At 62.2% G+C, this 10,027-nt stretch carries 21 protein-coding genes and 1 pseudogene; all 22 read right to left on the reverse strand.

Going from position 1 to position 10,027, the window contains the following annotated elements:
- Positions 1-140: 140 nt before the first annotated feature.
- Positions 141-614 carry a 50S ribosomal protein L15 gene (rplO, locus tag LB568_RS23330; protein ID WP_224731343.1) on the reverse strand — a complete coding sequence of 158 codons (474 nt, stop codon included), beginning with the start codon at positions 612-614 and terminating at the stop codon, positions 141-143.
- A gap of 22 nt (positions 615-636) precedes the next feature.
- A complete protein-coding gene (gene rpmD / locus LB568_RS23335) occupies positions 637-834 on the reverse strand; it encodes a 50S ribosomal protein L30 (protein WP_006205449.1) in 198 nt (65 codons plus the stop codon).
- Positions 835-859: 25 nt separating this feature from the next.
- The gene (rpsE, locus tag LB568_RS23340) at positions 860-1,423 is read right to left on the reverse strand and encodes a 30S ribosomal protein S5 (protein WP_006333394.1); all 564 of its coding nucleotides are present in this window, start codon (positions 1,421-1,423) and stop codon (positions 860-862) included.
- Between the two features lie 76 nt (positions 1,424-1,499).
- Entirely contained in the window at positions 1,500-1,859 is a 360-nt protein-coding gene (gene rplR, locus LB568_RS23345; RefSeq protein ID WP_010909284.1) for a 50S ribosomal protein L18, read from the reverse strand.
- A gap of 140 nt (positions 1,860-1,999) precedes the next feature.
- The gene (gene rplF, locus LB568_RS23350) at positions 2,000-2,533 is read right to left on the reverse strand and encodes a 50S ribosomal protein L6 (protein WP_224731344.1); all 534 of its coding nucleotides are present in this window, start codon (positions 2,531-2,533) and stop codon (positions 2,000-2,002) included.
- Positions 2,534-2,622: 89 nt separating this feature from the next.
- Complete coding sequence (gene rpsH, locus LB568_RS23355) at positions 2,623-3,021, reverse strand: 30S ribosomal protein S8 (RefSeq protein ID WP_006205453.1); 399 nt, start codon at positions 3,019-3,021, stop codon at positions 2,623-2,625.
- 12 nt (positions 3,022-3,033) lie between these two features.
- Positions 3,034-3,339, reverse strand: coding sequence for a 30S ribosomal protein S14 (gene rpsN, locus LB568_RS23360; protein ID WP_013895695.1), 306 nt, complete (start codon positions 3,337-3,339; stop codon positions 3,034-3,036).
- A 27-nt stretch (positions 3,340-3,366) separates the two neighbouring features.
- The gene (gene rplE, locus LB568_RS23365; protein ID WP_013895696.1) at positions 3,367-3,945 is read right to left on the reverse strand and encodes a 50S ribosomal protein L5; all 579 of its coding nucleotides are present in this window, start codon (positions 3,943-3,945) and stop codon (positions 3,367-3,369) included.
- Entirely contained in the window at positions 3,938-4,252 is a 315-nt protein-coding gene (gene rplX / locus LB568_RS23370; RefSeq protein ID WP_006205456.1) for a 50S ribosomal protein L24, read from the reverse strand. Before rplX ends, rplE begins: the two co-directional genes overlap by 8 nt.
- 12 nt (positions 4,253-4,264) lie before the next feature.
- Positions 4,265-4,633, reverse strand: a complete 369-nt coding sequence (gene rplN / locus LB568_RS23375) for a 50S ribosomal protein L14 (protein WP_006205457.1) — start codon at positions 4,631-4,633, stop codon at positions 4,265-4,267.
- A 72-nt stretch (positions 4,634-4,705) separates the two neighbouring features.
- Positions 4,706-4,945 carry a 30S ribosomal protein S17 gene (gene rpsQ / locus LB568_RS23380; protein WP_010909280.1) on the reverse strand — a complete coding sequence of 80 codons (240 nt, stop codon included), beginning with the start codon at positions 4,943-4,945 and terminating at the stop codon, positions 4,706-4,708.
- 11 nt (positions 4,946-4,956) lie between these two features.
- Positions 4,957-5,157, reverse strand: a complete 201-nt coding sequence (rpmC, locus tag LB568_RS23385; protein ID WP_006205459.1) for a 50S ribosomal protein L29 — start codon at positions 5,155-5,157, stop codon at positions 4,957-4,959.
- A gap of 13 nt (positions 5,158-5,170) precedes the next feature.
- Complete coding sequence (rplP, locus tag LB568_RS23390) at positions 5,171-5,584, reverse strand: 50S ribosomal protein L16 (protein ID WP_006205460.1); 414 nt, start codon at positions 5,582-5,584, stop codon at positions 5,171-5,173.
- Between the two features lie 27 nt (positions 5,585-5,611).
- Positions 5,612-6,337: a 30S ribosomal protein S3 gene (gene rpsC / locus LB568_RS23395; RefSeq protein ID WP_013895697.1), complete on the reverse strand. Its 726-nt coding sequence runs from the start codon at positions 6,335-6,337 to the stop codon at positions 5,612-5,614.
- Positions 6,337-6,726 carry a 50S ribosomal protein L22 gene (gene rplV, locus LB568_RS23400; protein WP_006205462.1) on the reverse strand — a complete coding sequence of 130 codons (390 nt, stop codon included), beginning with the start codon at positions 6,724-6,726 and terminating at the stop codon, positions 6,337-6,339. The genes rpsC and rplV overlap by 1 nt, the downstream gene beginning before the upstream one ends.
- Positions 6,727-6,728: 2 nt before the next feature.
- A complete protein-coding gene (rpsS, locus tag LB568_RS23405) occupies positions 6,729-7,007 on the reverse strand; it encodes a 30S ribosomal protein S19 (RefSeq protein ID WP_006205463.1) in 279 nt (92 codons plus the stop codon).
- A 16-nt stretch (positions 7,008-7,023) separates the two neighbouring features.
- Positions 7,024-7,857 carry a 50S ribosomal protein L2 gene (gene rplB, locus LB568_RS23410; protein WP_013895698.1) on the reverse strand — a complete coding sequence of 278 codons (834 nt, stop codon included), beginning with the start codon at positions 7,855-7,857 and terminating at the stop codon, positions 7,024-7,026.
- 23 nt (positions 7,858-7,880) lie between these two features.
- Positions 7,881-8,174: a 50S ribosomal protein L23 gene (locus LB568_RS23415; RefSeq protein ID WP_010909275.1), complete on the reverse strand. Its 294-nt coding sequence runs from the start codon at positions 8,172-8,174 to the stop codon at positions 7,881-7,883.
- The gene (gene rplD, locus LB568_RS23420; protein ID WP_013895699.1) at positions 8,171-8,791 is read right to left on the reverse strand and encodes a 50S ribosomal protein L4; all 621 of its coding nucleotides are present in this window, start codon (positions 8,789-8,791) and stop codon (positions 8,171-8,173) included. The genes LB568_RS23415 and rplD overlap by 4 nt, the downstream gene beginning before the upstream one ends.
- Positions 8,791-9,504, reverse strand: a complete 714-nt coding sequence (gene rplC / locus LB568_RS23425) for a 50S ribosomal protein L3 (protein ID WP_013895700.1) — start codon at positions 9,502-9,504, stop codon at positions 8,791-8,793. Before rplC ends, rplD begins: the two co-directional genes overlap by 1 nt.
- Before the next feature lie 61 nt (positions 9,505-9,565).
- Positions 9,566-9,874, reverse strand: coding sequence for a 30S ribosomal protein S10 (rpsJ, locus tag LB568_RS23430; RefSeq protein ID WP_010909272.1), 309 nt, complete (start codon positions 9,872-9,874; stop codon positions 9,566-9,568).
- 69 nt (positions 9,875-9,943) lie between these two features.
- Positions 9,944-10,027 (reverse strand): annotated as a pseudogene (locus LB568_RS23435) (elongation factor Tu); the annotation flags it as partial.

The following is a 10,027-nucleotide window of genomic DNA, read 5'->3' on the forward strand; positions in this document are numbered from 1 at the left end:
TCACCGAAGCTCACGAGATAAGCTCCGGGCTCTAAACATGCAAGCGGGCGCGTTGACGCGGCCGCTTAATTGAGCAGATCAAAGCGCGACCGTGGGCAAAAACGGGATCCCATTCTTACCGGTCGCGCTTCAAATTGCCGTTACTCCGCGGCTGCCTTTTCCGGCAGCTTGACCGAGCCGCCGGCCTTTTCGATCTTCTCGATCGCGGCCTTGGAGGCACCGGCGACGTCGAAGGCGAGCTTCGCCTTGATCTCGCCGTCCGAAAGGATGCGCACACCGTCCTTGACGCGACGAATGACGCCGGCGGCAACCAGCGATTCAGCCGTCACGGCTGCCTTGGCATCGAGCTTCTTGGCGTCGATGGCCACCTGGATGCGGGCCAGCGAGACGACGTTGAAGCTCTTGGCGAAGATGTTGTTGAAGCCACGCTTCGGCAGGCGCCGGTAAAGCGGCATCTGGCCACCCTCGAAGCCGTTGACGGCGACGCCGGAGCGCGCCTTCTGGCCCTTGACGCCGCGACCGGCGGTCTTGCCCGAGCCGGAACCGATGCCACGGCCGAGACGCTTCTTGGAGTGCGTCGCGCCGTCCTTGTCACGCAGATCGTTGAGTTTCATCTGGGTTCTCCTGCGCTTTGGTTCAGCCCTCGTCCACGACGCGGACGAGATGCTGAACGGCAGCGATCATGCCGCGCACGGAAGGCGTATCTTCCAGGGTGCGCTGCTTGTGCATCTTGTTGAGGCCGAGGCCGACCAGCGTCGCGCGCTGTTCCTTCGGGCGGCGGATCGGCGAACCGATCTGCTCAACGGTGATGGTCTTGGTTGCTTTCTTGGCCATGGTCAAAAATCCCTGGTCAGATCGACTATTCTTCAGCCGCAACGGCGGTGCCGCGGCGGGCCTGAAGGGTCGAATACTTGATGCCGCGCGCGGCAGCCACATCCTTGGGATGCATCTGGCTCTTCAGCGCGTCGAAGGTGGCGCGAACCATGTTGTAGGGGTTCGACGAACCCATCGACTTGGCGACCACGTCATGCATGCCGAGCGTCTCGAAGACGGCGCGCATCGGGCCGCCGGCGATGATGCCGGTACCCTGCTTGGCAGCGCGCAGCAGAACGCGTCCAGCGCCCCAACGTCCCTCGACGTCGTGGTGCAGCGTGCGGCCCGAGCGCAGCGGCACGAAGATCATGTCGCGCTTTGCCGATTCGGTTGCCTTGCGGATCGCTTCCGGCACTTCGCGTGCCTTGCCGTGACCGAAGCCGACGCGGCCCTTCTGGTCGCCGACGACGACGAGTGCGGCGAAGCCGAAGCGACGGCCGCCCTTGACGACCTTGGCGACGCGGTTGATGTGGACCAGCTTGTCCACCATGCCGTCATCGCGTTCTTCACGATCGCGGCCGCGGCCGCCATCCCTACGTTCCTGTGCCATATCCTGTTCCTTGTTCTTTTCCGGAAGCACGGGTTGCTGATTGCCGGCGCCGCTTTGGGTCGCCGACGGTGAAAGATCAGAAGCTCAAGCCGCCTTCGCGGGCAGCTTCAGCCAGCGCCTTGACGCGGCCATGATAGATGTACGGGCCACGGTCGAAGACGACTTCCTTGACGCCGGCCTTGGTGGCGCGCTCGGCGATCAGCTTGCCGATCGCGGCGGCGGCGGCGGTGTCGGCGCCGGTCTTGAGCGAACCCTTGAGATCCTTCTCGAGCGTCGAGGCGGCAGCGATGGTGTGGCCCTTGGCGTCGTCGATCACCTGGACATAGATGTTCTTCGAGGTGCGGTGAACCGACAGACGCGGACGCTCGCCGGCGACCTTCCTGATCTGGCGGCGAACGCGCTGCGCACGGCGCTGCGTGGATTCCTTGGTACCCATGATGGTCTTCCTTGCCTTCAAAAAACGGGGGCCGCCATGTGCGGTAGGCGAAAGCGCCTCCCGCGACCGCTCCCCGCGGCGTTGCACTTCTTCAGCTTGGCCCTTTCCGAAAAGTCTTCAACCTTTCGGGGCCAAGCCCACTACTTCTTCTTGCCTTCCTTGCGGACGATCTTCTCGCCAGCGTAGCGGACGCCCTTGCCCTTGTAGGGCTCGGGGCCGCGGTATTCGCGGATCTCGGCGGCCACCTGGCCGACCTGCTGCTTGTCGATGCCGGCCACGGTGACTTCCGTCGGCTTCGGCACCGTGATGGTGATGCCAGCCGGCGTCTCGTAGACGACGTCATGGCTGAAGCCAAGTGCCAGCTGCAGGTTCTTGCCCTGAAGTGCGGCACGATAGCCGACGCCGGTGATCTCGAGCTTCTTCTCGAAGCCGTCCTTCACACCCTGCAGGATGTTGACGATCTGCGTGCGCGACATGCCCCACTTGGAGCGGGCCGTCTTGGTCTGGTCGCGCGGCTGGACAGCGATCTCGCTGCCTTCCATCTTGACCAGGACTTCGTCGTTCACCACGAACTTCAGCTCGCCCTTGGGGCCCTTCGCCGTCACGGTCTGGCCGTTGACGGTCGCGGTCACGCCCTGCGGCAGCGAAACGGGTTTCTTTCCAATACGAGACATTTTGTTGTCCTCGTCACTTCTCTTGTTTCAGGTCTCTGTCTTCGGAAACGATCCGAAGACCGGATTCCACTTTGCGGTCAGCTGCCAGATCAGAAGATCTGGCAGAGGATCTCACCGCCGACGTTCTGTTCGCGTGCTTCGTGGTCGGCCATCACGCCCTTCGGTGTCGAAAGGATGGCGATGCCGAGGCCGTTGGCGACGTGCGGGATCGACTTGGCCGAAACGTAAACGCGGCGGCCCGGCTTCGAGACGCGGGCGATTTCACGCACGACCGGCGCGCCGTCGAAATACTTCAGCTCGATCTCGATTTCGGACTTGCCGTTGTCGAAGTCGGTCTGGCTGTAATCGCGGATATAGCCTTCAGCCTTCAGCACGTCGAGGACGCGAGTGCGCAGACGCGAAGCCGGCGTCGAGACACTCGACTTCTTGCGGCCATACGCGTTGCGGATGCGGGTCAGCATATCGCCGAGAGGATCGCTCAATGACATGTTATGTCCTCCTTACCAGCTCGACTTGACCAGGCCCGGGATCTGGCCGTTATTGCCGAGATCACGAAGCGCGATGCGCGATACTTTGAGCTTGCGATAGTAGGCACGCGGACGGCCGGTGACTTCGCAGCGGTTGCGGATGCGGATCTTGGCCGAGTTGCGCGGCATGGCGGCAAGCTTGAGCTGAGCGCGGAAGCGCTCTTCCATCGGCTTGGACTGATCCATGATGATCGCCTTCAGGGCAGCCCGCTTGGGACCGTACTGGTCGGCAAGCTTGCGGCGCCTGTTGTTCTTCTCGACTGAGCTGGTCTTTGCCATTTCAGATTTTTCCTTTTCTCGCTGCCGTTACTGGCGGAAGGGGAAGTTGAAGGCCTTGAGCAATGCCCTGGCTTCGTCGTCCGTCTTCGCAGTCGTACAAACGATGACGTCCATGCCCCAGATCTGATCAACCTTGTCGTAGTTGATCTCCGGAAACACGATGTGTTCCTTGATGCCCATGGCGTAGTTGCCACGGCCATCGAAGCTCTTCGGATTCAGTCCGCGAAAGTCTCGGACGCGCGGCAGCGCGATGTTCACGAGGCGGTCGAGGAACTCGTACATGCGTTCCTTGCGCAGCGTGACCTTGGCGCCGATCGGCATGTTCTCGCGGACCTTGAAGCCGGCGATCGAATTGCGGGCGCGGGTGACGACGGCCTTCTGGCCGGCGATCATCGCCAGGTCTTCGGCGGCAACCGAAGGCTTCTTCGAATCGGCGGTCGCTTCACCGACGCCCATGTTCAGCACGATCTTGTCGAGGCGCGGAACCTGCATGTCGTTGTCGTAGCCGAACTGCTCCTGCAGCGCCTTGCGGATGGTCTCGTTGTAGACCTGCTTGAGGCGCGGCGTGTTGGTGGCAGTCGCCTGCTTGCTTTGAGCCTTAGCCATTGATGACTTCTCCCGAGCGCTTGGCGACGCGCACCTTCTTGCCGTCCTTCTGGAAGATGAAACCGACGCGGGTCGGCTTGCCATCCTTGGGGTCGGCCAGCGCGATGTTCGACAGCTGGATCGGCGCTTCCTTGGTGATGATCCCGCCCTCTTGGGACTGGGACTGCTTCTGGTGACGACGGATCATGTTGACGCCGCGCACCAGCGCGGTGTCATCCTTCGGCTGAACCGAGAGGACTTCGCCCGAACGGCCCTTGTCCTTGCCGGCCAGAACGACGACCTTGTCGCCTTTTCTAATCTTTTGCATTGGTCCGGCTCCTTACAGCACTTCAGGCGCGAGCGAGATGATCTTCATGTGGTTCTTGGCGCGGAGTTCGCGCGGAACCGGTCCGAAGATACGCGTGCCGATCGGCTCTTTCTTGTTGTCGACGAGAACGGCCGCGTTCTTGTCGAAACGGATCACGCTGCCGTCCGGGCGGCGGATGTCCTTGGCCGTGCGAACCACGACCGCCTTCATCACATCGCCCTTCTTAACGCGGCCGCGCGGAATGGCTTCCTTGATCGACACCACGATGATGTCGCCCACGGAAGCGTATTTCCGCTTCGAGCCGCCCAGCACCTTGATGCACATGACACGACGCGCGCCGGAATTATCCGCCACGTCGAGGTTTGTTTGCATCTGAATCATGACTGGCCGCCTTCTTCTTTTCTAACGGGACGGGTTCTTCACCCCTCCCCGGTCTGTCCAAAATTCGTTTGTTTACGCCTGGTCCGAGGATACGACGATCCAGCGCTTATCCTTGGAAATCGGCTTCGATTCCTGGATGAACACCTGATCGCCAACCTTGTGGGCGTTGTTCTCGTCGTGCGCCTTGTACTTCTTGGTCATGCGCACGGTCTTCTTCATCACGGGATGCGTGAAGCGCCGTTCGACCTTGACGACAACCGTCTTCTCGTTCTTGTCGCTGACGACGGTGCCCTGCAGAATGCGCTTTGGCATGGTTTTCGTCCTTAAGCCTTCTTAGCCGCGGACTTTTCCGCAGCGATGGTCTTGATACGCGCAATATCCTTACGGACCTGTCTCACGCGCGCGGTCTTCTCGAGCTGGCCGGTGGCCTTCTGGAAGCGCAGGTTGAACTGCTCCTTCTTCAGGCTGGCCAGGTCGTCGGTCAGCTGGTCCTGGGTCTTGGTCCGGATGTCTTCGGCTTTCATGATCAGCCCGTCCTTATTCTGCGATGCGCTGTACGAAGCGCGTCCTGACCGAGAGCTTGGCCGCGCCGAGACGCAGCGCCTCACGGGCGGTTTCTTCATTGACGCCGTCGATCTCGAACATGATGCGGCCCGGCTTGACGCGCGCCGCCCAGTAGTCGACCGCGCCCTTGCCCTTGCCCATGCGGACTTCGGTCGGCTTCGAGGTGACCGGCACGTCCGGGAAAATACGGATCCAGACGCGGCCAGCGCGCTTCATTTCGCGAGTGATCGCACGGCGGGCCGCCTCGATCTCACGCGCGGTGACGCGGTTCGGCTCAAGCGCCTTCAGCCCGAAACCACCGAAATCCAGGTTGGTGCCGCCCTTTGCGGTACCATGGATACGGCCCTTGAACTGCTTGCGGAACTTTGTGCGCTTTGGCTGCAGCATCGTTCTAACTCCAAATTCCTAAATGTCTCAGGCGTTTTCGCGACGACGACCGCGTTCGCGATCACCACCACCGCCATGCGCAGCATCACCCTCGGTCGCGCGACGCTCCGAAGCCATCGGATCGTGCTCGAGGATCTCGCCCTTGAATACCCAGACCTTGACGCCGCAGATACCGTACGCGGTGTTCGCCTCGGCCGTGCCGTAGTCGACATCGGCGCGCAGCGTATGCAGCGGCACGCGGCCTTCGCGATACCATTCCATGCGCGCGATCTCGGCGCCGCCGAGACGGCCGGCGCAGTTGATGCGGATGCCCTCGGCACCGAGGCGCATCGCCGACTGCACGGCGCGCTTCATGGCGCGGCGGAACGCGATGCGGCGTTCGAGCTGCTGGGCGATCGACTGGGCGACCAGGGTCGCATCGATTTCCGGCTTGCGCACTTCGACGATGTTGAGGTGCGTCTCGGACTTCGTCATCTCCATCAGCTTCTTGCGAAGCTTCTCGATGTCGGCGCCCTTCTTGCCGATGATCAGACCCGGGCGCGCGGCATGGATGGTGACGCGGCACTTCTTGTGCGGGCGCTCGATCACGACCTTGGAGATCGCGGCCTGCTTGAGTTCCTTCTCAAGATACTTGCGGATCTTGATGTCCTCATGCAGCAGCTTGCCGTACTCGCCGGTGTTCGCGAACCAGCGCGAATCCCAGGTGCGGTTAATGCCGAGGCGAAGACCGATCGGATTGACTTTCTGGCCCATTATGCGGCCTCCCCTTTTTCTTCGACTTCACGAACGACGATCGTGAGGTGCGAGAACGGCTTCTCGATACGGCTGGCGCGACCACGGCCACGAGCGTGGAACCGCTTCATGACGATCGACTTGCCGACATAGGCTTCCGCCACGATCAGCGCATCGACGTCCAGGTCGTGGTTGTTTTCCGCGTTGGCAATCGCCGATTCCAGCGTCTTCTTGACCGTGCCGGAAATCCGCTTGGCCGAGAATTCGAGATCGGAAAGCGCTGTCGCGACCTTCTTGCCGCGGATTAGCGCGGCAACCAGGTTCAGCTTCTGCGGGCTGATACGGATCGTGCGCAACACGGCGCGCGCTTCGTTGTCAGCAAGCCTGCGCGGAGCTTTGGCCTTGCCCATGATTATTTCCTCTTCGCCTTCTTATCCGCGCCGTGACCGTAATAGGTCCGGGTCGGAGCGAATTCACCGAACTTATGACCGACCATGTCCTCGTTCACCGAAACGGGAACATGCTTCTGGCCGTTGTAGACACCGAAGGTGAAGCCGACGAACTGCGGCAGGATGGTGGAGCGACGGCTCCACATCTTGATCACCTCATTGCGACCACCTTCACGAACCTTGTCCACCTTCTTGAGAAGGTAGCCGTCGATGAAGGGGCCTTTCCAAATAGAACGAGTCACTTGGCGTTACCTCTTCTTAGCTCTTGCGCTGATGGCGCGAGCGCAGGATGAACTTGTCGGTCGCCTTGTTGGACCGCGTCTTCTTGCCCTTGGTCGGCTTGCCCCACGGGCTGACCGGATGACGGCCACCGGAGGTGCGGCCTTCACCACCGCCATGCGGGTGGTCGACCGGGTTCATGGTCACGCCGCGATTGTGCGGACGCTTGCCGCGCCAAACCGTGCGGCCGGCCTTGCCGTCGTTGATGTTGCCGTGGTCCGGGTTGGACACGGCACCGACTGTGGCCATGCAGGAGCCGTGGACGACACGCTGCTCGCCCGAATTGAGGCGCAGGATCGCCATGCCCTGGTCGCGGCCGACGAGCTGGGCGTAACCGCCAGCCGAACGGGCGACCTGGGCGCCCTTGCCCGGCTTCAGCTCGATGTTGTGGACGATCGTGCCGACCGGCATCGAGGCCAGCGGCATCGCATTGCCCGGCTTCACGTCCACCGCTTCGCCAGCCACGATCTTGTCGCCTGCGGCAAGGCGCTGCGGGGCGATGATGTAGGACAGCTCGCCATCGTCGTACTTGATCAACGCGATGAAGGCGGTGCGGTTCGGATCGTATTCAATGCGCTCGACCGTGCCGACGACGTCGAACTTGCGGCGCTTGAAGTCGATGATGCGGTACGAACGCTTGTGACCACCGCCGATGAAGCGGGCGGTGATGCGGCCGTGATTGTTGCGGCCGCCCGACTTGGTCAGGCCCTCGGTCAGACCCTTGACGGGCTTGCCCTTGTAGAGGCCCGAGCGGTCGACGATGACCAACTGGCGGGTGCTCGGCGTTACCGGGTTGAATTTTTTCAGTGCCATTGTTGTTGTCCTCGCGGCCTTGCTCAGAGACCCGTCGCGACGTCGATCGACTGGCCGTCGGCCAGCGTCACAATCGCCTTCTTGACGTCGCTCTGGCGGCCGATCGTGCCGCGGAAGCGCTTGATCTTGCCCTTACGGACAAGCGTGTTCACGGCCATCACCTTGACGCCGAACAGCGCTTCGACGGCGGCCTTGATTTCCGGCTTCGACGCCTTCTTGGCGACGTTGAAGACGACCTGGTTCTGCTCGGAAGCCATGGTCGACTTTTCGGTGATCGCCGGGCTGACGATCACGTCGTAGTGACGAAGGTCGGTCATTTAAAGCGCTCCTCGAGAGCCTCGACGGCGGCCTTCGAAAGGACCAGCGTGCCGCGGCGCAGAATGTCGTAGACGTTGATGCCCTGGATAGGCAGCACGTCGATGTTCGGAATGTTGGTCGCGGCCAGCTTGAAGTTCTGGTCAAGCTCGGCGCCACCAATCACCAGGGCGTTGCTCAGGCCCAGCGTCGCGAAATTCGCGATCAGCGCCTTCGTCTTGGCCTCTGTCAGCTTCAGCTCGTCGATGATGATGATCGACGCGCTCTTGGCCTTGGCCGAGAGAGCATGCTTGAGGCCGAGCGCGCGGACCTTTTTCGGCAGGTCGTGCTCGTGGCTGCGGACGACCGGGCCATGGGCCTTGCCACCGCCGCGGAACTGCGGAGCGCGTGCGGAGTGGTGACGGGCGCGGCCCGTGCCCTTCTGCTTGTACATCTTGGCGCCGGTGCGCGCGATTTCGGCGCGGCCCTTGGCCTTGTGCGTGCCCTGCTGCTTCTTGGCAAGCTGCCAGCGCACGACGCGCTGCAGGATGTCCTCGCGGGGATCAAGGCCGAAAATCTCCTCGGAGAGTTTCACCTTGCCGGCGTCCTTGCCGCCCAGCGTTGTGATCTTGAGATCCATTATTCCGCTCCCTCTGTGGCCGGAGCCTCGTTCTTAGCAACGGCACGGATCGCGGCGGGCTTCGGCGCATTGGCCGGCAGCGCCACCTTGGCCGCGTCGCGGACCAGGATCCATGCGCCCTTCGATCCGGGAACCGCACCGCGGATCAGGATCAGGCCGCGATCGGCGTCGGTCGAGACGATCTCGACATTCTGCGTGGTGACGCGGGTGTCGCCCATGTGGCCAGCCATATGCTTGCCCTTGAACACTTTGCCCGGGTCCTGACGCTGGCCGGTCGAACCGTGCGTACGGTGCGAAACCGAGTTACCGTGCGTCGCGCGGCCACCACCCATGTGGTGGCGCTTGATGACGCCCTGGAAACCCTTGCCGATCGTCGTGCCCGTCACATCGACCTTCTGGCCGGCGACGAAGTGCTCGACGGTGATCTCGGCGCCAACATCGATCATGTTGTCGGCGGAGACGCGGAACTCGGCGACCTTAGCCTTCGGCTCGACGGAAGCGGTCGCGAAATGGCCGCGCAGCGCCTTCGACGTGTTCTTCACCTTGGCGAGGCCAACGCCGAGCTGAACGGCGGTGTAGCCATTCTTCTCCTGCGTGCGCTGCGCCACGACCTGGCAGTTCTCCATCTGGAGAACGGTGACGGGAACATGTTCCCCGGCATCGTTGTAGATGCGGGTCATTCCCACCTTCTTTGCAATCACACCTGAACGCATCGGTTCAATTCCTTTAGAGTTCCGGGCCAGGGGCACCGCCCCTTACCGCGCTCTCATTCCCTTAGAGCTTGATCTCGACGTCGACGCCGGCGGCCAGATCGAGCTTCATCAAAGCATCGACGGTCTGCGGGGTCGGATCGACGATGTCGAGCAGACGCTTGTGCGTGCGCATCTCGAACTGCTCGCGGCTCTTCTTGTCGACGTGAGGCGACCGGTTGACCGTGAACTTTTCGATCCGCGTCGGCAGCGGAATGGGGCCGCGGACGTTTGCACCGGTACGCTTGGCCGTCGACACGATTTCCTTCGTCGAGGCGTCGAGCACGCGGTGATCAAACGCCTTCAGGCGGATGCGGATATTCTGTCCGTTCATGCGTCACTTCCTTGTTCTGGCGCGGCGCGGGCAACTCCCGCGCCCGCGACAGATCGGTTTAAGTCCAAATTACTCTTTGATGGTGACGACGATGCCGGCACCGACGGTGCGGCCGCCTTCACGGATGGCGAAGCGCAGCTTCTCTTCCATGGC

This window comes from Mesorhizobium sp. B263B2A (assembly GCF_020165775.1).
GTDB classification, from domain to species: Bacteria; Pseudomonadota; Alphaproteobacteria; order Rhizobiales; family Rhizobiaceae; genus Mesorhizobium; species Mesorhizobium opportunistum.

Coding starts and splice junctions, on each gene's coding strand:
- rplO (WP_224731343.1), bottom strand. CDS start 614: ATGAAACTCAACGATCTGCGTGACAAGGACGGCGCGACGCACTCCAAG.
- rpmD (WP_006205449.1), bottom strand. CDS start 834: ATGGCCAAGAAAGCAACCAAGACCATCACCGTTGAGCAGATCGGTTCG.
- rpsE (WP_006333394.1), bottom strand. CDS start 1,423: ATGGCACAGGAACGTAGGGATGGCGGCCGCGGCCGCGATCGTGAAGAA.
- rplR (WP_010909284.1), bottom strand. CDS start 1,859: ATGGGTACCAAGGAATCCACGCAGCGCCGTGCGCAGCGCGTTCGCCGC.
- rplF (WP_224731344.1), bottom strand. CDS start 2,533: ATGTCTCGTATTGGAAAGAAACCCGTTTCGCTGCCGCAGGGCGTGACC.
- rpsH (WP_006205453.1), bottom strand. CDS start 3,021: ATGTCATTGAGCGATCCTCTCGGCGATATGCTGACCCGCATCCGCAAC.
- rpsN (WP_013895695.1), bottom strand. CDS start 3,339: ATGGCAAAGACCAGCTCAGTCGAGAAGAACAACAGGCGCCGCAAGCTT.
- rplE (WP_013895696.1), bottom strand. CDS start 3,945: ATGGCTAAGGCTCAAAGCAAGCAGGCGACTGCCACCAACACGCCGCGC.
- rplX (WP_006205456.1), bottom strand. CDS start 4,252: ATGCAAAAGATTAGAAAAGGCGACAAGGTCGTCGTTCTGGCCGGCAAG.
- rplN (WP_006205457.1), bottom strand. CDS start 4,633: ATGATTCAGATGCAAACAAACCTCGACGTGGCGGATAATTCCGGCGCG.
- rpsQ (WP_010909280.1), bottom strand. CDS start 4,945: ATGCCAAAGCGCATTCTGCAGGGCACCGTCGTCAGCGACAAGAACGAG.
- rpmC (WP_006205459.1), bottom strand. CDS start 5,157: ATGAAAGCCGAAGACATCCGGACCAAGACCCAGGACCAGCTGACCGAC.
- rplP (WP_006205460.1), bottom strand. CDS start 5,584: ATGCTGCAGCCAAAGCGCACAAAGTTCCGCAAGCAGTTCAAGGGCCGT.
- rpsC (WP_013895697.1), bottom strand. CDS start 6,337: ATGGGCCAGAAAGTCAATCCGATCGGTCTTCGCCTCGGCATTAACCGC.
- rplV (WP_006205462.1), bottom strand. CDS start 6,726: ATGGGCAAGGCCAAAGCTCCGCGCAGGCTTGCTGACAACGAAGCGCGC.
- rplB (WP_013895698.1), bottom strand. CDS start 7,857: ATGGCACTGAAAAAATTCAACCCGGTAACGCCGAGCACCCGCCAGTTG.
- LB568_RS23415 (WP_010909275.1), bottom strand. CDS start 8,174: ATGACCGACCTTCGTCACTACGACGTGATCGTCAGCCCGGCGATCACC.
- rplD (WP_013895699.1), bottom strand. CDS start 8,791: ATGGATCTCAAGATCACAACGCTGGGCGGCAAGGACGCCGGCAAGGTG.
- rplC (WP_013895700.1), bottom strand. CDS start 9,504: ATGCGTTCAGGTGTGATTGCAAAGAAGGTGGGAATGACCCGCATCTAC.
- rpsJ (WP_010909272.1), bottom strand. CDS start 9,874: ATGAACGGACAGAATATCCGCATCCGCCTGAAGGCGTTTGATCACCGC.